The sequence below is a fragment of the Candidatus Omnitrophota bacterium genome (assembly GCA_041649175.1).
In the GTDB taxonomy this organism is placed as follows: Bacteria; Omnitrophota; Gorgyraeia; order Zapsychrales; family JBAZNR01; genus JBAZNR01.
The window spans coordinates 1-20,403 of sequence record JBAZNR010000001.1 but is presented as its reverse complement, the minus strand read 5'-3'; the positions used below and the strand labels follow the sequence as shown (position 1 = coordinate 20,403).

Annotated in this window: 23 protein-coding genes, 2 tRNA genes and 1 other RNA gene; all 26 read left to right on the top strand. The window is 42.7% G+C overall.

Features of this window, described 5'->3' with window-relative positions:
- Positions 1 to 92: 92 nt before the first annotated feature.
- Positions 93 to 166: transfer RNA gene (locus WC676_00130), tRNA-Ile, on the top strand.
- Positions 167 to 221: 55 nt separating this feature from the next.
- Positions 222 to 298: transfer RNA gene (locus WC676_00125), tRNA-Val, on the top strand.
- An 88-nt stretch (positions 299 to 386) separates the two neighbouring features.
- Positions 387 to 1,085 carry a C4-type zinc ribbon domain-containing protein gene (locus tag WC676_00120; GenBank protein ID MFA5059019.1) on the top strand — a complete coding sequence of 233 codons (699 nt, stop codon included), beginning with the start codon at positions 387 to 389 and terminating at the stop codon, positions 1,083 to 1,085.
- A gap of 392 nt (positions 1,086 to 1,477) precedes the next feature.
- An RNA gene (gene rnpB / locus WC676_00115) (RNase P RNA component class A) lies at positions 1,478 to 1,906 on the top strand.
- A 49-nt stretch (positions 1,907 to 1,955) separates the two neighbouring features.
- The gene (locus tag WC676_00110; protein ID MFA5059018.1) at positions 1,956 to 2,702 is read left to right on the top strand and encodes a YebC/PmpR family DNA-binding transcriptional regulator; all 747 of its coding nucleotides are present in this window, start codon (positions 1,956 to 1,958) and stop codon (positions 2,700 to 2,702) included.
- A 9-nt stretch (positions 2,703 to 2,711) separates the two neighbouring features.
- Complete coding sequence (gene ruvC, locus WC676_00105; protein ID MFA5059017.1) at positions 2,712 to 3,194, top strand: crossover junction endodeoxyribonuclease RuvC; 483 nt, start codon at positions 2,712 to 2,714, stop codon at positions 3,192 to 3,194.
- A complete protein-coding gene (gene ruvA / locus WC676_00100) occupies positions 3,191 to 3,820 on the top strand; it encodes a Holliday junction branch migration protein RuvA (protein ID MFA5059016.1) in 630 nt (209 codons plus the stop codon). The genes ruvC and ruvA overlap by 4 nt, the downstream gene beginning before the upstream one ends.
- Positions 3,820 to 4,518, top strand: coding sequence for an SMC-Scp complex subunit ScpB (scpB, locus tag WC676_00095; protein MFA5059015.1), 699 nt, complete (start codon positions 3,820 to 3,822; stop codon positions 4,516 to 4,518). The genes ruvA and scpB overlap by 1 nt, the downstream gene beginning before the upstream one ends.
- Positions 4,487 to 5,548 (top strand): prephenate dehydratase, encoded by a 1,062-nt coding sequence (pheA, locus tag WC676_00090; protein MFA5059014.1) that lies wholly within the window; start codon positions 4,487 to 4,489, stop codon positions 5,546 to 5,548. The genes scpB and pheA overlap by 32 nt, the downstream gene beginning before the upstream one ends.
- 3 nt (positions 5,549 to 5,551) lie before the next feature.
- Positions 5,552 to 6,637: a histidinol-phosphate transaminase gene (gene hisC, locus WC676_00085; GenBank protein MFA5059013.1), complete on the top strand. Its 1,086-nt coding sequence runs from the start codon at positions 5,552 to 5,554 to the stop codon at positions 6,635 to 6,637.
- Positions 6,638 to 6,751: 114 nt separating this feature from the next.
- Positions 6,752 to 7,768 (top strand): 3-deoxy-7-phosphoheptulonate synthase, encoded by a 1,017-nt coding sequence (gene aroF / locus WC676_00080; protein MFA5059012.1) that lies wholly within the window; start codon positions 6,752 to 6,754, stop codon positions 7,766 to 7,768.
- A gap of 3 nt (positions 7,769 to 7,771) precedes the next feature.
- Positions 7,772 to 8,635 (top strand): prephenate dehydrogenase, encoded by an 864-nt coding sequence (locus tag WC676_00075; GenBank protein MFA5059011.1) that lies wholly within the window; start codon positions 7,772 to 7,774, stop codon positions 8,633 to 8,635.
- A complete protein-coding gene (gene cmk, locus WC676_00070) occupies positions 8,616 to 9,320 on the top strand; it encodes a (d)CMP kinase (protein MFA5059010.1) in 705 nt (234 codons plus the stop codon). The genes WC676_00075 and cmk overlap by 20 nt, the downstream gene beginning before the upstream one ends.
- Entirely contained in the window at positions 9,313 to 11,103 is a 1,791-nt protein-coding gene (lepA, locus tag WC676_00065; GenBank protein ID MFA5059009.1) for a translation elongation factor 4, read from the top strand. Before cmk ends, lepA begins: the two co-directional genes overlap by 8 nt.
- 14 nt (positions 11,104 to 11,117) lie before the next feature.
- Entirely contained in the window at positions 11,118 to 11,687 is a 570-nt protein-coding gene (lepB, locus tag WC676_00060) for a signal peptidase I (protein ID MFA5059008.1), read from the top strand.
- 42 nt (positions 11,688 to 11,729) lie between these two features.
- Positions 11,730 to 11,930, top strand: a complete 201-nt coding sequence (locus tag WC676_00055) for a hypothetical protein (protein ID MFA5059007.1) — start codon at positions 11,730 to 11,732, stop codon at positions 11,928 to 11,930.
- The gene (locus WC676_00050; protein MFA5059006.1) at positions 11,931 to 12,500 is read left to right on the top strand and encodes a CDP-alcohol phosphatidyltransferase family protein; all 570 of its coding nucleotides are present in this window, start codon (positions 11,931 to 11,933) and stop codon (positions 12,498 to 12,500) included.
- Positions 12,475 to 13,116: a glycerol-3-phosphate 1-O-acyltransferase PlsY gene (gene plsY / locus WC676_00045; protein MFA5059005.1), complete on the top strand. Its 642-nt coding sequence runs from the start codon at positions 12,475 to 12,477 to the stop codon at positions 13,114 to 13,116. Before WC676_00050 ends, plsY begins: the two co-directional genes overlap by 26 nt.
- A 364-nt stretch (positions 13,117 to 13,480) precedes the next feature.
- The gene (locus WC676_00040; GenBank protein MFA5059004.1) at positions 13,481 to 13,849 is read left to right on the top strand and encodes a hypothetical protein; all 369 of its coding nucleotides are present in this window, start codon (positions 13,481 to 13,483) and stop codon (positions 13,847 to 13,849) included.
- A 178-nt stretch (positions 13,850 to 14,027) separates the two neighbouring features.
- Positions 14,028 to 14,729, top strand: coding sequence for a YggS family pyridoxal phosphate-dependent enzyme (locus WC676_00035; protein MFA5059003.1), 702 nt, complete (start codon positions 14,028 to 14,030; stop codon positions 14,727 to 14,729).
- 14 nt (positions 14,730 to 14,743) lie between these two features.
- Positions 14,744 to 15,532 carry a pyrroline-5-carboxylate reductase gene (gene proC / locus WC676_00030; protein MFA5059002.1) on the top strand — a complete coding sequence of 263 codons (789 nt, stop codon included), beginning with the start codon at positions 14,744 to 14,746 and terminating at the stop codon, positions 15,530 to 15,532.
- A gap of 2 nt (positions 15,533 to 15,534) precedes the next feature.
- Positions 15,535 to 16,392, top strand: a complete 858-nt coding sequence (mtnP, locus tag WC676_00025) for an S-methyl-5'-thioadenosine phosphorylase (protein MFA5059001.1) — start codon at positions 15,535 to 15,537, stop codon at positions 16,390 to 16,392.
- Positions 16,393 to 16,438: 46 nt separating this feature from the next.
- Positions 16,439 to 19,237 carry an isoleucine--tRNA ligase gene (gene ileS, locus WC676_00020; protein MFA5059000.1) on the top strand — a complete coding sequence of 933 codons (2,799 nt, stop codon included), beginning with the start codon at positions 16,439 to 16,441 and terminating at the stop codon, positions 19,235 to 19,237.
- Positions 19,218 to 19,598, top strand: a complete 381-nt coding sequence (locus tag WC676_00015) for a TraR/DksA family transcriptional regulator (protein MFA5058999.1) — start codon at positions 19,218 to 19,220, stop codon at positions 19,596 to 19,598. The genes ileS and WC676_00015 overlap by 20 nt, the downstream gene beginning before the upstream one ends.
- Positions 19,598 to 20,077, top strand: coding sequence for a signal peptidase II (gene lspA, locus WC676_00010; GenBank protein MFA5058998.1), 480 nt, complete (start codon positions 19,598 to 19,600; stop codon positions 20,075 to 20,077). The genes WC676_00015 and lspA overlap by 1 nt, the downstream gene beginning before the upstream one ends.
- The coding region (locus tag WC676_00005) for a prolipoprotein diacylglyceryl transferase family protein (protein MFA5058997.1) at positions 20,053 to 20,403 on the top strand (351 nt) is incomplete at its 3' end. The genes lspA and WC676_00005, both read left to right, overlap by 25 nt.

The following is a 20,403-nucleotide window of genomic DNA, read 5'->3' as shown; positions in this document are numbered from 1 at the left end:
ATTTTAAATTAATTGGGCCAATATTTTTTCTTGCGGAAAAAGGCTTTTGATAGTAAAATACCTCTTCATTTAACTGGAAAATATAATTTTCCGGGCCCATAGCTCAGGCGGTTAGAGCAGTTGACTCATAATCAATTGGTCCCAGGTTCGAGTCCTGGTGGGCCCAGCGAATGTGAGCAGGGTCAAATCATTTGAATTTTAGTTGTGGGACGGAAGGTTTTGGGCACATAGCTCAGCTGGTTAGAGTGCTGCCCTCACATGGCAGAGGTCGAAGGTTCGAGTCCTTCTGTGCCCACCAGTTTTTTGACAGAAGTTAAATCGTTTTGTAATAATAACTTAGGTAATCTAAAAGGACTATCGTGGCCGTTACTTCCATCAGAGATCAATTGAAAAGGTTAGTTGAGCTGCAGACGATTGACGCGGAAATATTTCATCACAAAAAAGAGTTAAGGGAAAAACCGCTTTATATTGAAGATCTCAAAAAGCAATTTGAGGACAAAAAAACAAGTTTAAAGAATCTGGAAGATAAGCTAAAAACCGTTCAAGTTGACCGTAAATCTAAAGAGCTTGAACTGCAGAGTAAAGAAGGAGATATCCTTAAGCATAACGCGCAACTTTCGCTTCTTAAAACCAATAAGGAATATCACGCGAAATTAACAGAGATCGAAAGTTTAAAAGCCGATAAATCGATCATCGAAGAGAAAATCCTTTTATCGTATGATGAAAGTGATCAAGTTAGCGCTTTGATCGAAAAGGAAAAAGGGTTTCTTGCTGAAGAAGAAAAGAAATATCTTTCTCAAAAAAAAGAAGTTGATGCTCTTATTCAGGATCTGCAGGAAAAGACCAAGGCCTTAGAAGCCAAGCGCAATCAAATCATCCCTGACATTGAAAAGACCAATCTCTCTCGCTATGAGAGAGTTTTAGAAAATAAGGAAGGTTTAGCGCTTGTTCCGGTTAGAAACGGATCTTGCGGCGGGTGTTTCATGAATGTCCCGGCGCAGGTGATCAATGAGATCAAGATGCACGACCGGCTGGTTTTTTGTGAGATGTGTGCTCGCGTGCTTTACCTGGAAGACGATCTTTAAAAAACAATGCTAGAGTTTTATATCGATGGTGGTTGTCAAGGAAATCCCGGGCCGGCAGCGGTCGGGATCGTTGTGATGCAAAACGGCGAGGTCATTAAAAATATTTCCCAACCGATTGGTTACGCGACCAATAACATTGCCGAATATGCGGCATTAATTTATGCCCTCCAGGAAGCATTGATACTACGCGCTGACACGGTCAAGATCAATACAGATAGCGAATTGCTTTGTCGTCAGGTTAAAGGCGAATATAAGATAAAGAATCCGAATTTAAAGTTTTTGAATATTCTCGTTACGCATTTGTCCGAAGGATTTAAATCAATTGATATCCGGCATGTGCCCAGGGAAAAAAATTGCGACGCAGATAAATTGGCGTCTGCGGCCATAAAAAAAGAACAGGCCAAGATGGTTGCCCCGATGTTTAACATTGGGGAGGAAAGTCCGAGCTCCAAAGGATAATACATCCCGATAATGCGGGACTGGTTCACTGATTTGAAATTGCGTTGCAATTTCAAATCAAAGCGTAAGCGAACCAAGGATCAGAGCCACAGTGACGATACTTCCTATTGGCAAAAAATCCGAAAGGATTTTTTGCCAAAGCATCATCAGGAAGAGTGAAACGAGCAATCTCTGTATGGAGCAAGGCCAAATAGGGAAAGATTCGGCTTTATCGCCGAAACGAAGTTTATCCGCTTCGTTAGAATTTCCGGGTAGGCTGCAAGAGTCTAGAGAGCAATCTTTAGAGTTAGTCGAATAACCGTCGATCTCGCCTATGAAAAAATCGAGAGGAACAGAACTCGGCTTACTGGCCTGTTCTTTTAAATGTAAAACGAGTACGTAAAAACAGGAAAATTATAAGGGGGAATTACAATGTCAGGTCATTCGAAGTGGGCAAAAATTAAGCACAAAAAAGCGGCAACCGACGCTAAGGTTGGTGCTGCGTTCAGTAAGATCATTCGCGAAATTACAGCAGCAGCTAAAGATGGCGGCGGCAATACAGAAACCAATGTTCGTCTGCGCGCAGCAATGCAGAGGGCAAAAGGAATTAATATGCCCGCGACCAATATCGAAAATGCTATTAAAAAAGGGACCGGCGAATTACCTGGCGTTGTTTATGAAACGGCTATTTTTGAAGGTTACGCGCCCGGCGGAGTTGCGATCATGGTTGAAACATTAACAGATAACAAGAATCGCACGACTGCCGAAGTTCGCAACATTTTAGCTAAGAAAAACGGAAGCCTAGCCGGCGCCGGAAGCACGGCGTGGATGTTTTCTAAAAAAGGATTTATTACGGTCGAAAAAACAAAAGCTAAAGAAGACGATCTGATGGGAATTGTTCTGGATGCCGGAGCGGATGATTTAAGAACCGAAAGTGATGCTTATGAAATTTATTGTGATTCCACAGTCCTTGAAGCTGTTAAAGCCGCTTTGCAAAAGCACAATATTCCGACACAAACAGCCGAGACTACGATGATCCCTAGTTCAACGGTTAAAGTCTTAGGCGATGACGCCAAACAAGTTTTAAGTTTGATGGAAATGCTTGAAGAGCACGAAGATGTTCAGTCGGTTTATGCGAATTTTGATATTCCCGATGATGTGATGGAAAGTATTTCCTAAAAGAGCTCAATGAAGATCCTCGGCATTGATCCAGGGTTAAAGACGACCGGTTACGGCCTTATTGATTTTAATGGAAATAAACTTAAGGTTTTAGAAGCCGGAACGATCGAAACGAAAGAAAAAGATTTAATTCAAAATAGGCTTGGCATTGTCTATAAAACCCTCAATGAAATCCTTGCCGAATATAAGCCGGATGTTATGGTCCTGGAAAAACTTTACACGCATTATCATCATGCGACCATCGCCTGTATCCTAGGCCATGTGCGCGGCGTTATTTGCCTGTTGTGCGCACAGCGTGATGTCAAACTTGTTGAGCATAGTGTTAAGCGTATCCGAAAAGCCGTGGTGGGAAGCGGAGCGGCATCAAAAATACAAACACAAAACATGGTTGCCCACATCCTTAACATTGATACGAAAAAACTAACGCCGGATGCCAGTGATGCTTTGGCGCTCGCGTTAGGATATGTTCAGTCCCTTAGGTTAAAAATATGATCGCTCGGTTGCGCGGTAAATTCATCGAAAAAAAAGGGAATACGCTAGTCGTTGATGTTCAAGGGCTGTATTATGAAGTAGCAATTCCTGTGGCGCTTTCGCCACGCATTGAGGAAAGCATCGATAAAGATGGCAATATTGATTTGGTGACGTATCATTATTTTCAAATAGATCCTTCTCGGGGATTTCCCGTTTTAGTGGGATTTATGAATGAAGTGGAAAAAGATTTCTTTGAACAGTTTATTACCGTATCCGGTATCGGCCCGCGCGCGGCGGTGCGGGCTTTAAATAAGCCCATCTCGCAAATTGCGACCGCAATCGATAACGGCGATATTAATTTCTTAAAAACATTGCCCGGCATCGGTATGCAGAAAGCCAAAGAGATCATTGCCAAGCTTCAAGGAAAAGTGGGGCGCTTTGGTTTAATTCAGGATAAGGCAATTGGCGTTGTTCCGGGGGTTGCAGTCCCAGATTGGCAAGAAGAAGCATTGTCGGTATTGCTGCAACTACAGTATAAACGTCCGGAAGCACTCGAAATGATCAAAAAGGCCATTGAGCGCTCTAAAGATATTTCAACGACGGAAGATTTGTTAAACGAAATCTACAAACAAAAGGTGAAACGATAATGGAACAATCAGAAAATAATTATGTAAAAAATATTGTCGAAGCTGTTTTGTTTGTGAGTGAAAAGCCTATTACCTTAGATCAGATCAAAGAGATCGTTGAGGGCGTGGACGGAGCGGCGATCCACAGCGCGATCGTTAGCTTGCAGCAAGAATATACGGAAAGAAAAAGCGGGATGTCCATTGTGGAGATCGCCGGCGGGTATCAGATGTTGACCAATCCCGATTACGCGCTTTACATAAAGAAGTTTTATCATTCCACGCATAAAGAAAAACTTTCTAAACCGGCCTTGGAAACATTGGCTATCGTTGCTTATAAGCAGCCTATCTCACGTCTGGATATTGAATTGATCCGCGGGGTTAATTGTGACGGAGTTGTGGCGCATCTTTTAGAAAAAAATTTGATCAAGATCGTCGGGCGCAAAGAAGTTCCCGGGCGCCCGTATATTTACGGGACCACAAAACAATTCCTAGAATATTTTGGATTAAAGTCATTAGCTGATCTGCCGAAGCTGGAAGATTTTTCTTCGCTTCAGCCGGTGGATGAACAGCCGGAGCAAGAGGTTATTCGAGCCGGGGAACGCAGTGAAATTACCCAACCGGTTGAGGATGGAACACAAACAATACCAAAAGAAGAAGATAAAAACGAAGTGCCATCGGGGGATTCTCATGAGCCTAGCCAAACTACGCAAGAAAATTGATTCTATTGACGGGCAGATCGTTTCGCTTTTAGATGCGCGCGCGAAGATTAGTTTGTCGATCGGAAAAGAAAAGATCAAAAACAAAAAAGGGATCTATTCTCCTGATAGAGAAAAGGCCGTTTTAGACCGCATCAAGGCATTGAACAAAGGGCCCATGCCGGCGGCCGCACTTGAAGCGATCTATCGGGAAGTTATGTCCTCGTCGCTTTCTTTAGAAAAACCTTTGAACATCGCTTATCTTGGCCCGCGGGCATCTTTTTCTAACTTGGCGGCTATGAAGAAGTTCGGGTCGCAGGTGAACTATGTGCCTTGCGATAATATTTCTGAGATCTTTCGTCGGGTTGAAAACGGCCACGGGGATTATGGTGTTGTTCCTATCGAAAATTCCATTGAAGGGGCGGTAACGCACACCTTTGATCTTTTGGTGGATTCTGATCTAAGAATTTGCTCACAAGTTCTTTTAGAGATCTCCCATAATCTTTTATCGAATACAAAATTAGAAAATATCAAAACCGTTTATTCTAATCCGTATGTATTCGGCCAATGCCGTTCTTGGCTTTTAGTTAATTTACCAAAGGCCGAGCAAATCGAAGTTGCGTCAACGACGAAGGCCGCTCAGATCGTGGCGACAAAAAAGAATGCCGCGTGCATCGCCTCAGTTTTGGCCGCGGAAGTTTACAACTTAAGAATTCTTAAAAAAGATATCGAAGATATCGCGCATAACATTACGCGGTTCTTGGTCATTTCGACCCAAGATGTCCCTCCAACGGGTTGCGACCGGACATCCATTGTTTTTTCGATCAAAGATAAAGTCGGCGCTTTGCATGCGATGTTAACGCCGTTCAGTCAAAATAAGATCAACTTAACGAAAATAGAATCACGTCCGTCCAAGAAAAAGGCATGGGATTATTATTTCTTCGTTGATCTGGAAGGCCACCGGCTTGACAAAAAAGTGGCGAAGGCCTTGGCCCAGCTGGAAGATAAATGTAAATATTTAAAAATCTTAGGTTCGTATCCTGTTTCGGAATAGCTTATGAAAAACGTTGCTCGAAAGAATATTCTCGACATTAAGCCGTATTTACCGGGAAAGCCCATCGAAGAAGTCAAGAGGGACTTAGGGTTGCGCAGCGTTATTAAACTTGCGTCCAACGAAAATCCTTATGGGCCGTCCCAAAAAGCATTAAAGGCGATCAACCAGGCGGCTAAAACGATCAACCGTTATCCTGATGGGTATTGCTTTTATTTACGTCAAGAACTAGCCAAACAGCTAAAAGTTCTACCGTCGCAAATTATCTTTGGCAATGGTTCGGATGAGGTTATTGTTTTAGCGGTTCGTGTTTTTGCCGGAGAAGGCGATGAGGTGATCATTGCCCGGCCGTCTTTTCTTATTTATGAGATCGCGACCAAAGCCTGCGGGGCTACGGTGAAATTTATTCCCTTAAAAGATTTTCGTTATGATCTGGAAGGGATGAAACGCGCTATTACGGATAAAACGAAGATCATCTTTATCGGCAATCCGGATAATCCCGCGGGGACTTACGTTACAAAAAACCAAGTTGATGATTTTCTGAAAAGTATCCGTCCTGATATTTTAGTTTTCTTTGATGAGGCTTATTTTGAATACGTGCAAAAAGCGGATTATCCGGACACGATCAAGCTTCTTAAGACGTACAAAAATATTATTATTACGCGGACGTTTTCAAAAATATATGGATTAGCAGGTTTGCGTGTCGGATACGGCATTGCCGATCAAACAGTGATCGACTTGCTGGATCGCATCCGGGAACCGTTCAATATTAATTCATTAGCTCAGGCGGCAGCCTTGGCGTGCCTTAAAGACAGGACGTATTACAAAAAAATTAAGAAGCTTATTCGGACACAAAGAAGTTATCTGTATGCGCAGTTAAAGAAGCTGGGATTGTCTTTTGTTGAGAGCTCGACAAATTTTATTTTGGTGGATGTGAAACGGGATGGTTTTAAAGTATTTCAGGGCCTTTTAAAAAAAGGGATCATTGTCCGCGATATGGGATTTTGGGGATTAGAGACTTTTATACGTGTTACGATCGGAACAGAAGCAGAAAATAAGAAATTCATTGCAGCCTTAAGGGAAGTTTTATAAAAACAAGTAATATTAGCATTAGGCTCTGCGCTAATTTTGCAAAGCAAAATTAGCGCAGAGCTCAATTTGGCCTTACTATTATTTTAATATGATGGTCTCATTGAAGGAGGATTTATGATTGTTGTTTTACGTTCAGATGCAACAGAAGAGCAAATTCAGCATATTGTTCAAAAAGCCGAGAAGTTAGGATTAAAGGCTCATCTTTCCAGAGGTGTTGAAAGAACCGTGATCGGGTTTATCGGTCCGGAAGACGCGCTGCGTATGGTGCCCTTGGAGGCATTTGGCGGCGTGGAAATGGTCATGCCTGTTTTGGCTCCGTACCGTTTAGTTTCCCGCGAATTCAAAAAAGAAAATTCTGTTATTGATCTAGGCCGCGGCGTTAAGATCGGCGGGAAAAAGCTTGTGGTGATGGGCGGCCCGTGTTCGGTCGAAAGCAAAGAATCAATCCTTTCCGTTGCTAAGAAAGTTAAAGAAGCCGGCGCTACCGTTTTACGCGGTGGGGCATTTAAACCGCGCACATCGCCGTATGATTTTCAAGGCTTAGGTGAAGAAGGATTGAAATACTTAAAAGAAGCTGCCGAAAAAGTCGGGATCTTAATGATCACCGAGGTTATGGACCCGCGTGACGTTGGGTTGATCGCTAAATATGCGGATATCTTGCAGATCGGCGCGCGCAATATGCAGAATTTTTCTCTTCTTAAAGAAGTGGGCGCGATCCGAAAACCGGTCATGCTTAAACGAGGCATGAGCGCGACCATCAAAGAATGGCTTATGTCGGCGGAATATATTCTTTCGGCCGGAAATTTCGATGTTATTCTTTGCGAGCGGGGAATCCGCACCTTTGAAACGTTCACCAGAAATACTTTAGATATTAACGCTGTTGCGGCCGTTAAACAGCTATCGCATCTTCCTATTGTTGTTGATCCTAGCCACAGCACCGGAAAATGGGGTTTGGTTGCCAGCGCTTCAAAAGCGGCGGTAGCGGCGGGATGCGATGGATTGATGATCGAGGTTCATGAAAATCCCGAAGAGGCTTTATCCGATGGGGCGCAATCGCTTTTACCGGAGAATTTTGCGACTTTGATCAAAGATCTTAAGGCGATCGCGGCTGCTGTCGGAAGAGAGCTATAATCTATGACAGAACAGAGAAATCCAATGTTTAGAAAAGTGGCGATCATCGGGATCGGGCTTATTGGCGGATCGATGGGCATGGCTTTGCGAAAAAATCGCTTAGCGCAAGAAGTTGTGGGCGTTTCACGCCAACATGCATCCTTAGTCCACGCGTTAAAAAATGGCACGGTTGATAAGGCCTCGCATGATATCAAAAAATCTGTGGAAAACGCGGATTTGATCATTCTGGCGACACCGGTCAAGACGATTATTCAACTTCTGCCTGAAATCGGAAAGGCCGCAAAAAGAGGCTGCATTATTATCGATGTGGGAAGCAGTAAGACGAAAATCGTTGAAGCGGCCGAGAAAAACATTCCGTCTCATGCTTTTTTTGTCGGCTGTCATCCTCTTGCCGGATCGGAGAAAAAAGGGGCGCTATTTAGCAAGCTTGATCTATTTCAGAATTCTTGGTGTTTAATTGCTTCGACGGACAAAACTAATAAACCGGCTTTAGAAAAAGTAAAATTACTTTGGGAAAAGCTTGGAGCTAATACAAAGATTATCTCGCCCGAAGAGCATGATAAGATTCTCTCTTTTACCAGTCACTTGCCGCATCTTTTGGCCTTTGGGCTTATGGCGGCTATTCCTTCTTCGTATCTGGAATACGCGGCGCAAGGGCTTAGGGATACAACGCGCATTGCTTCATCTGATCCAGAAATGTGGCGCGATATTTGCTTTACCAACTCCAAGGATATCTTGAAATCTTTAGATGAATTTGTCAAAATCCTCGCCGCGATCCGTAAGTCGATCGTGGCTGACAATGAACAGAATCTCACCGAGCAGTTCAAGAAATCAAAAGAAAAAAGAGATGCCATCGAACGAAGTTAAGAATAGTTCATCGCCGGTTGTTATCACCATCGATGGTCCGGCGGGCGCAGGCAAAAGCACAATTGCAAAAGAGCTTGCCAAGCGGTTGGGTTTTTTTTATCTTGATACGGGAGCGATGTATCGCGCGTTAACGCTTAAAGCGATGCGCCAGAAAATTGGTTTAGAAGACGAAATGTCCTTAGTCGCGCTCGCAAAAAAAACATCCATTGAAATCGATCTAGACGAAAGAAAGAATCTTAAGGTCTTGCTTGATCAAGAAGACGTTAGCGAAGCTATTCGTAGCCAAGAAGTCACCAATAGCACGTTTTACATTGCCCGGGCGCCTAAAGTGCGCGCCATTATGGTTGAGTGGCAAAAAGCGGTGGGAGCAAAGCATAATATTGTTGTGGAAGGCCGCGATACCGGTACGGTGGTTTTCCCAAAAGCGACAAAGAAATTCTATTTGGATGCTGATTTTACTGAGCGCAGCCGCCGGCGTATTCAGGAATTAAAAGATAAAGGCAAACAGATAAACGAACAGCAATTAGCCGGCGACTTAAAAGAGCGTGATACGAAAGATATGACGCGCTTGGTCGGTCCTTTAAAGAAAGCCGAGGACGCTATTGTCATTGACTCAACATTTTTATCAATTGAAGAAGTCGTTGAAAAGATCTTAAAGCTTATCAAAGAACCGTCCCATGGATAAAACACGGATCAGAAACTTTTCCATTATCGCCCACATCGACCACGGGAAATCTACCTTAGCCGACCGGCTTTTGTTGTTGACCGGCGCCATTGATGAACGCAAATTCCAAAATCAGCTTTTAGATGATATGGATATTGAACGTGAACGTGGCATTACTATTAAGGCCTCGGCGGTAAAGATCGATTATCGCGCCAAAGACGGCAAAGATTATTTGTTAAATCTTATTGATACGCCCGGACATGTTGATTTTACCTATGAAGTGGAAAAATCTCTTCGCGCCTGTGAAGGGGCGCTTTTAGTTGTTGATGTCACTCAAGGCGTGGAATCACAAACAGTGGCGAACTATCATTTGGCTGTTCAAAATAATTTAGAGATATTACCGGTGATCAATAAAATCGATATTGCCAATATTGATCTTGATAATGTTAAGCGCGAACTGCAGGATATTTTTAAATTCAAAGAACAGGATATCGTCTTAGTTTCTGCTAAAGAGGGGATCGGTATTGAGGATCTTTTAGAAAAGATCGTTACATTTATTCCGCATCCCGAAGGCGATGACGACGCTCCGTTGCAGGCATTTATCTTTGATATGAAGTTTGATATCTACAAAGGGATCATTATTTATGTCCGCGTTATGAACGGAAAACTTTCGCACGGCATGCCGATCAAGATGATGCACACGGGAAAAGAATTTACCATTGAAGAAGTCGGTGTTTTTAAACCGGAAGCCGTTAAGATCAAAGAACTTTCCTGCGGAGAAGTCGGTTATATTACGTGCAATGTCCACGACCCTCACGAAGTTAAAGTGGGGGACACGATCACTTCCAAAGATCATCCGACGGAAAAACCATTAGAAGGTTATCGTCAACTTAAACCGTTGGTGTTTTGCGGCATTTATCCGGTCAATTCCAAAGATTTTATGAATTTACGCGAAGCGGTAGAAAAGCTTCGCCTGAACGATCCAAGTTTTGTTTATGAATCAGAAAGCTCTGAGTCTTTCGGCCACGGATTTCGCGGCGGATTTTTAGGGCTTTTGCATATGGAAATCGTTCAAGAAAGATTACAGCGCGAATACGACCTTAATCTTATTTTGACAACGCCAAGCGTGGAATATCGCGTGGTTAAAAAGAATAATGAAATTGTGGAATTAAGAAGCCCGGCTCAATTGCCGAATCCTGCGGAAATTACCCATATCGAAGAACCTATTTTGACGGTTTCGATCCTAACACCTGTTTCTTCCATGGACGGCGTTATGGATTTAGCCAAGAAAAAACGCGGAGTGTACCAAAATAGCACTTATGTTTCCGACCGCATGAAAGTGATTTTCGATATGCCTCTTTCGGAGGTTATTGTTGATTTTAATGACCTGATCAAATCGGTGACCAGAGGATATGGCTCCATTGACTATGAATTTAAAGGCTACACGACAGCACAGATCTCGAAACTAGATATTTTGATCAATGACGAACCTTGTGATGCTTTTTCCTGCCTTGTTCACAAAGATCGTGCCTACGAAAAGGGCTTATCGCTGGTGTCAAAGCTCAAAGAACTTATTCCTCAACAGCTTTTTGAAGTAAAAGTGCAGGCTTCTTGCGACGGGCGCATCATTTCCAGCGCCAAGGTGCGTGCCGTTGGAAAAAATGTTACGGCCAAATGCTACGGCGGAGATATCACGCGCAAAAGAAAGCTTTGGGAAAAACAAAAAGAAGGAAAAAAGAAGTTAAAGCAGGTCGGTAGAGTGGAAATTCCCCAGGAAGCGTTCTTAGCGGCTTTGAAACTATAAAAGAAAGAAGAGTTATGCAAAAAAAATCAGTTTGGCGTGAATGGGTAGAATCGATCCTAGTCGCCCTTGTTCTGGCGCTTTTTATTCGCACGTTCATTATTCAGGCTTTTAAGATACCAACGGGTTCTATGCGCATGACCTTGATAGAAGGTGACCGCATCTTGGTGGATAAGCTCTCTTACGGGCCTAAAGTGCCGTTTACAAAAATACGCTTACCGGGTTTTAGTAAGCCAAAACGCGGTGATGTTGTTGTTTTCATTTATCCGGAAGATACTAAAAGAGATTTTATTAAACGCCTTATCGCTTTTGGCGGAGAAACCGTTGAGATCAAAGATGGAAGGATCTATATTAACGGGCAAATGATCACTGAACCGCCGGTCAAAAATATTTATTATTATAATCGCGGGTCTTTTGGCGCCATAAGCCAAAAGATCATTGTACCGAAAGATTCTTATTTTGTTTTGGGAGATAATAGCGCGTCCAGTAAAGACAGCCGTTATTGGGGATTTGTTCCGGAAGGATTTTTGATCGGCAAAGCAGATCTTATTTATTGGCCGATCCAGCGGATGCGTTTTATTAAATAAATTATGCCTTTCAAAATAATTTGTGGTGTTGTATCATTTTTGATGATTTTTGTTATGGGCTGCCAAAGCACGGATAAGCGTACGGCTCCTGAAGAAGCACAAAGCGCGGTTGGAGTTGTGGCTGAAGCTATTAGCGGCCAAAACATAAAATCAAAATATTGCCCGCTTTGCGGTAGGCACTTTAGCTCTCGAGTTGAAAATTGCCCCAAGGACAACACAAAATTATTGGAAGTTGAAGATTAAATGGCTCTAAGCTTTGCTAATAAAGTAACGGTGGGGCGTATTCTGATCGTTCCTTTTTTTATCGGAACAACACTTTCCTTTTCGCCTGATCGCGAATATTTGCGCTATGTGGCTCTGGGTGCTTTCTTGCTGGCTGTTATTTCGGATGTGATCGACGGATATATTGCACGGACACATCATCAAAAAACACTGGCCGGAGCGATCCTAGACCCCGTGGCTGATAAGCTACTTTTGATCAGCGCCTTTCTTTGTCTTTTTAAAATGCGAAGTTTTTTCGGAGCCGTACAATTTCCGCTGTGGGTTGTTGTGACCATCATTAGCCGAGATATTATTCTGCTTTTGGGGTCAATGATCATTTATATTGTCCAGGGAAAATTGAATATTGTTCCGACAAAGTGGGGGAAGGCAACGACATTTTTACAAGTTCTTTGCATTTTAGGGATTTTATTGCAATGGGAGTTTTCCATAAGTATTTGGTCCGTGGCAGTTATTTTAACGGTCATATCCGGCATCGGATATATCAGAGAAGGAGTGAAAGTTCTCAATGATTCTTCTCAACATCGCGCTTAGTTTAATTATTAGTTATCTTATCGGGTCTATTCCTACCGCTTATATAGCCGGGCGATTAAAGGGAATTGATATCCGCCAGCATGGTTCCGGAAATGTCGGGGCTACAAATGCCTTTCGCGTTTTGGGAAAAGTTCCGGGGAGCATTGTTTTGCTGATTGATGTCGCCAAGGGAATTATCCCGGTGACTTTGATCGGAGATGCTTTTGGATTGGAAGGAGTTTTGCCTCGGATCCTTTTGGCTATTTGTGTTGTGGTTGGGCACAACTGGACTATTTTTTTAAATTTTAAAGGCGGTAAGGGCATGGCCACAAGTTTGGGGGTCTTAATTGGGCTCACCTTTGAGATAACTGCCATTCGTCCGGTTCTCGGATTATCGGTTCTGCTTTGGGGCATTGTATTTTTATCGACCGGATTTGTGTCTTTGGCATCCGTTATCGCCGCGGTGTTTTTGCCCGTCTGGATGATCGTTTTAAAACAATCCACCGAGCTTATTGTTTTGGGGATCATCTTCTGTGTTTTTATCGTTTTGCGCCATCGTTCCAATATCGAAAGACTGCTAAAAAATCAAGAATCCCGCGTTCGCTTTTCCTTCTTCAAAAAAAGCCCTTCTTCTTAGCTTTTCAAGCTTATCCATCTGTTTCTTGCCTTCTCTAGCTTTTTTTGACAATAAAAAACTTTTCTATTTCTTTGTGTTTCTTTTAAAAAAGAGGAAACGTTTTCTTGAAAGGGGTGTTTATGCCTTGTTTCACATTTTTCGGATGATATACTTCAAATGAAGTAAAAGGAAATAACACAAAACTTATTTTCCGAAAACGCTAACGCAAAGCCCATTTTGATCCCACCAGCCACGGAGTGGGAGAGCCGGGTTGCCGAAGAGATAAGTGTAGAAATACATTTAATGACGGCAACACGGCTTTTTTTTCGCCTGGCCTTTCTAAATCCATAAGACAAGGCGAAAAAGTAGTAAGGAGAATAGAAGCATGGCGTATCAGGTAAAGGAGAAGGCGGATATGAGAGAGATCCTCTGTAAAAGCCTAACTTCCGTTAAAAACAAGCGCCGGGTTCTCTACGTCAGCGAGAGAACCGAGGATAAGAAATCTATTACGCGCGTCCACAAAGTCTTTATTTATCTCGTTAAGAAAATAGCGACAACGCGCGAAGAACTACCCGAGCCGATCCTTCAGATCGTTAAAACGTGTGACACCAAAACAAAAGAAGAAACGATTTGTTACCGGGTCAAGGGCGGGTTTTATGTTGTTAATAATGATCAATTTTTAGAGGTTATTTTTTGTCACTCGTTAAGGGTAGAAATTGTTCCAAAAGTAACGGCTGTTTCCGCCGTGAAATGATCATAATGTAGGCGGATGCCGTGGAAGCATCCTACAGAAAAACAGTCTTACACCGCGAATAATGGACAGGGCGGCTGTGAGACTGTTTTATTTGTTAGAGGAAGATGGCTTTCGCTTGCGCGCTCTGATTTTATCCTTTCCCATATCCATTGACTCTCCAAAAATTTTATGATAATTTATGGCAATGATTTCTGAGAATATTGCTCATTTGCGGGATGATATCTCGTTGCTTTGCCATAAGTTAGGACGAAATCCGCAGGAAATAACTTTAGTCGTTGTTACTAAATTTGCTTCCATTGATCAGATCAATGAAGCCTGTGCTTATGGCATTACGGACATTGCCGAAAATAAAGTACAGGAAGCGGAAAATAAATTTGCTCATTTGAAAGGTGCTCATCCGTCGCCTGTGCGGCATATGATCGGCCATTTGCAGACCAATAAAGTGAAAGATGCGCTGCGAGTTTTTGACATCATCCAATCGGTTGACAGTTTAAAATTGGCTCAATCCATAGATCAAGAGGCTAAAAAGCTTAATCGCCCAGCAGGTGTCTTGGTCCAGATTAATACATCCGGCGAAGCACAAAAGTTCGGTTTTTCTAATGAAGAAGCTTTTGATGCGGTCGAAAAAATATCCGTATTAAATAATCTGCGGATCTTAGGCTTAATGACGATGGCGCCATTGACCCAAGATGAAGAAATAATTCGCAATTCTTTTCGCCAATTGCGGCAATTTCGCGATAGAATAAAAAGCGAATTAAGCGGTTGCAAAAACGTGGAGATGAAATATCTGTCCATGGGAATGACGTCAGATTATAGGATCGCTATTGAAGAAGGATCAAATATGGTGCGCATCGGGCGCGCTATTTTTAAAGAAGCCTAAAAGGGTATTAAACGATGAAAAAAATTGGTATCATTGGCGGCGGGAATATGGGTGAGGCGATCATCGCCAGCTCCCTTAAGAAATTCTCTATTTGCGTTAACGAAAAAGACAAGAAACGTTGTGCTTATTTAAAGAGCCGCTACAAAACTAAGACGATGGATTTGACAGCAATCGCTAAATCGTCGGATATTATTATTTTAGCGGTTAAACCTCAGGACATAGAAGAAGTTCTTAATGTCTTGAAGGGCAGGATTACAAAAAATCAATTAGTGATTTCTATTGCCGCCGGCATCACAACTCGTTTTATCGAGAAAATCCTCAAAGAAAATGTTCGAATAGTGCGCACCATGCCCAATATGCCTGCCTTGATCGGCCAGGGAATAACGGCGGTTGCCAAGGGAAAATATGCCAGCTCAAATGATCTTATTGTTGCGCGCAGGATTTTTGATCACGTAGGGCAAACCATCATTGTTCAAGAAAAACTCATAGATGGTATTACGGCTGTCTCGGGAAGCGGTCCGGCCTACGTGTATTATTTTATGGAATGTTTGATCAATGCGGCGAAGTCTCTAGGATTTAGTGAGTCCATGGCGAAGCAACTAGTGAAAGCCACATTTTTAGGAAGCATTAATCTTGCTCAGCAAAAAAATCTTGACCCCGAAGTTTTGCGCGCAAAAGTAACATCAAAAGGCGGCACGACGGCTGCCGCTTTAAATGTATTTACGAAAAAGAAATTTGAAACAATTGTTAAGGCGGCGCTTACGGCGGCTAAAAAAAGAGCAGTTCAATTATCCAAGGGATAAAAATGGCAAAAGTTGGGATTATCGGCGGCAGCGGGCTTTATAACATTGAGGGAATTAAAAAGCTCAAAACGATCAAGGTCAAAACCCCATTCGGCGACCCTTCTGACGTGTATATGAGCGGAACGCTGGAAGGCGCGGATGTTGTTTTCTTGCCTCGCCACGGAAAAGGCCATCGAATTTCTCCCAGCGAAATCAATTATCGCGCCAATATTTTCGGAATGAAAAAACTCGGCGTTGACGCCATTCTTTCGGTTTCTGCCTGCGGAAGTTTGAAAGAAGAATTAAAACCTTTAGATTTTGTTATCCCGGATCAATTTCTCGACAGGACTTTTTTGCGCCAAGCCAGTTTTTTTACCGATGGCATTGTGGTACATACGGCTTTCGCTGATCCGGTTTGTCCTGTTCTTAGTGAAATTCTTTATAAAAGCGCTAAAGAATTAGGATTAACCGCTCATAAAGGCGGAACCTATATTAATATGGAAGGCCCGCAGTTTTCCACAAAAGCCGAATCACATCTTTATTGCAGTTGGGGAATGTCTATTATCGGAATGACCAATTTAACCGAAGCCAAATTAGCCCGTGAAACGGAAATTTCTTACGCGACGCTGGCGGCCATTACCGATTATGATTGCTGGCACTCATCGCATGAAAGCGTAAGTTTAGAAATGATCATCGCCAATTTAAATAAAAATGTTGAAAATGCCAAGCGGATCTTAAAAAAAGCTATCCCGCAAGTCAGTCGATTGAAAACATTAACCGCCCAAGGTGCCATTAAGAATGCTATTGTAACGCCCGCGGCGCTAATTCCTGCAAAAGTTAAAAAAGACCTCAATATCATTATCGGAAAATACATCAAATAAAATGGAATACCGAAAAACTCTAAACCTTCCGCAAACAGAGTTTTCCATGAAGGCTAATTTGGCCGGGCGCGAGCCGCAAATGTTAGCCAAGTGGGAACAAGAGAATCTCTATGCGGCCATTCGCAAAAATAATTCCGGAAAGCCGAAATTTGTTCTGCATGACGGGCCGCCTTATGCCAATGGCAATATCCATATCGGCCATGCCTTAAATAAAATTCTTAAAGACATGATCGTCAAATACTGGACCATGAAAGGTTTTGATAGCCACTATGTTCCGGGCTGGGATTGTCATGGGCTTCCTATTGAACATCAGCTGTTCAAAGAATTAAAAACGGATAAATCAAAAGTTGATTGCGTGGAATTCCGCAAAAAAGCGCACGATTACGCGATGAAATATGTTGGCCTTCAACGCGAACAATTTAAGCGCTTAGGGGTTTTTGGCGATTGGGAAAATCCTTATCTGACACTTTCCAAAGATTATGAATATTGGATTTTAAAATCATTAGCGGCTTTAAATGATAAGAAATATATTTACCGTGGGTTAAAGCCTGTCAACTGGTGTCCGACGTGCGAAACAGCTTTGGCGGAAGCGGAAGTGGAATATGAAAACCACGAATCTCCGGCGGTTTATGTCAAATTTAAAGTGAATAATCCGGAAAGTATTTCAGGCTTTCCAAAAGGTAAAGATCTGTTTTTGCTTATCTGGACCACAACGCCGTGGACGCTTTTGGCCAACGTGGCGGTGGCGGTCCATCCTAAGTATAAATATTTGCTGATCGAATCAGGCCAGCAAGTTTTTATCGTAGAAAGCAGCTTGGCGAATTCTGTCCTAGAAAAAGGCAATATCAGAGATCATAAGGTTTTGAAAGAATTAAGCGGCGAATCATTAAAATCCTTAACGTACGTTCATCCATTTGGCTCTAAAAAAGAATGTCCTGTTGTTACCGTTGATTACGTAACCAAAGAAGACGGAACCGGTTTGGTGCATACAGCGCCGGGCCACGGGCAGGAAGATTATCAGACCGGATTGAAGTATCATTTGGATATTGTGATGCCGGTGGACGGACGGGGAATTTTTAAAGAAGAGGCGGGTGTTTTTGCCGGAACGCATGTTTTTAAAGCCAATGAAAAAATCATTGAAGCGCTTCAAGAACAGGGAAAGCTCTTTTTTAGCGAAAAAATTCAGCATTCATATCCGCATTGTTGGCGCTGCAAAAAACCGGTTATCTTTCGCGCTACTGAACAATGGTTTTTGAAAATTGATCACAATAATTTGCGCGAACAATTGAATAAAGTTATCAAAGAAGATGTCCGCTGGATTCCGGCGGCAGGGCAGGAGAGAATCTTAGGAATGATCCAAACGCGCCCTGATTGGTGTTTATCACGTCAGCGTTATTGGGGTGTTCCGATTCCCGCGCTTTCCTGCAAGGCTTGTGGAAAATATCATTTAGATTCTTCTGTTATTGAGCGTTTTGCCGAAATGGCGCGCAAAGAAGGCACCGACTGCTGGTTTATAAAAGACATTAAAGAATTTATTTCATCGGGGCTGACTTGTCCTCATTGTAAAAAAAGTGATTTTGAAAAAACGAATGATATTTTGGATGTTTGGTTTGATTCCGGCGTAAGCCACCAGGCGGTTGCTAAGGCTATGCTGGGAGAAAAACTTCCCGTCGATCTATATCTAGAAGGCTCTGATCAACATCGTGGATGGTTCCAGTCTTCGCTGATTCCGGCGGTGGCTATGGAAGGAAAAGCTCCGTACAAGGCTGTTTTAACGCACGGATTTGTGATGGACGGCCAAGGGCGCAAGATGTCTAAGTCTTTAGGCAATGTTGTCGCTCCGGAAGATGTTATTAAAAATTACGGAGCGGACATTTTAAGGCTTTGGGTTGCCGCCAGTAATTACAATGAAGATATCAGGATCTCTAAAGAGATCTTAGAGCGGCTTATTGACGCGTATCGCAAGATCAGAAATACCGCGCGTTATATGTTAAGCAATATTTATGATTTTGATCCGCAAAAAGATAAAGTTGCCTATAAAGATCTGTTAGAGATCGACCAATGGGCGCTTTATCGGTTAGGTTTTACGCTCAATGTTGTTGAGTCGGCTTACGGTTCTCACGTCGAGAACGCGCATTATGATTTCGCTAAAGCCTATCAGGCGATCTATTCGTTTTGCAATGACGATTTGTCGTCTTTTTACCTTGACATCCTAAAAGATAGACTGTATACTTCAGCCGCAAAATCGCAGGAAAGGCGCGCGGCGCAAACTGTTCTTTATGAAATCTTGGATGTTTTGGTCCGTATGGCGGCACCGATGCTTAGCTTTACAGCGCAGGAGATCCTGGAGTTTATGCCAAAGGATCCTACGCTTAAAAACGCTGCTAATGTTCATCTGTTGCCTTGGCCTAAAGCATTAGGCCAGTGGAAAGAAGATAAAACAGATGAAAAGTTTAAAGTGCTCATCGCTTTACGGCCGCATGTTTCAAAAGCGTTGGAAGAAAAGCGCCAGCAAGGCCTGATCGGCAGTTCCTTGGACGCGAAAATTGTTTTTGAAACGGCGAGCGAGAGGGATTTAAAACAGTTAAATCAATTTAGTGAAAATGAGCTAAAGTCCGTTTTCATTGTTTCCGGCGTTAAGGTAAAGTTAGTCAGCGAGATCAAAAATGGCATTGGCGCGGATTTTCCGCAAACGGCTGTTGTGGTTGAAAAAGCGGACGGTCAAAAATGCGAACGTTGTTGGAATTATAGTGTTCTTGTCGGACAAGATAAACAACATTTAACACTGTGCGAACGGTGTACCCCGGTGGTAAAGGAGATGCCCGATGTTAAAAAAGATGGATAAAAAGAATTTACTGCAGTATAAGAAAATTCTTTTAGGAATGAAGGAAAAGATTGTCGGTGAAATTAAGCAAATGTCGAACGATGCCTCCGTTTCCCAGAAAGAGATCGCGGGAGATAGCTCCGGGCATGGAATGCATATCGCGGATATTGCCAGCGATATGTATGACCGTGAGTTTTCTTTAGGGCTTGCTTCCAATGACCGCGAACTGCTTTATAAAGTTAATGAAGCTTTGCAGAAAGTTAATGACGGTAATTTTGGAATTTGTGCACAGTGCGCCAAACCCATTGCCGTCGCTCGTCTCAAGGCAATCCCTTATGCGCAAACTTGCCTAAAGTGCCAAGAAAAGCTTGAAACGAAATAATGAGAGGCCGCGCCGACTCTCGAGCGAACATCCTTTTAGCTATTTTTATCATCCTGGTCGTTCTTTTCCTTGATCGGATCTCCAAAGCTTTTTTCTCCAATATTCTTGCCTTAGGCGAATCCATTCCTGTTGTCCTTAACGTTGCTCATTTTACTCTGGTCCATAATACCGGTATCGCTTTTGGTCTGCTCAAAAACCAAGGCGTTGTTTTGGCTATTATTCCGGTCATTGTCGCGGCGCTTATTATTTTTGCTGTTTATTATTTTCGTAACAGCAAAACGATTGATAAAATATCTTTGATCGGATTTTCTTTGATCTTGGGCGGAGCGTTCGGTAATCTTATCGACCGGTTGTTTTACGGTTATGTGATCGATTTCATTGACTTTCGTATCTGGCCGGTGTTTAATATTGCCGATAGCGCGATCACCATCGGCACAGTCCTTATCTTAATAAAATGCATCCCATTATCTGCCAAATAGGGCCGCTCACAATTTATTCGTATGGCTTAATGCTCGCCATCGCGATCATCGTCTGTGCTTTTTTATTACAAAAAGATGCACGGCGCGTTGGAATTTCCGCGGAGGTAATTGCTGATCTGGTTTTTTGGAGTGTTTTGTCAGGGATCATCGGCAGCCGGATATTTTTTATTCTGCTCAATCTTCAATTCTTTGCGGAAAATCCCAAAGAAGTTATTATGCTTCAAAATGGCGGTTTGGCGTGGCAGGGAGGGCTTATTTTAGGAACAGCCGCAACGCTTTTTTTTATCAAGTTGAAATCTTTAAATCCGGCTAAAATAGCCGATTTA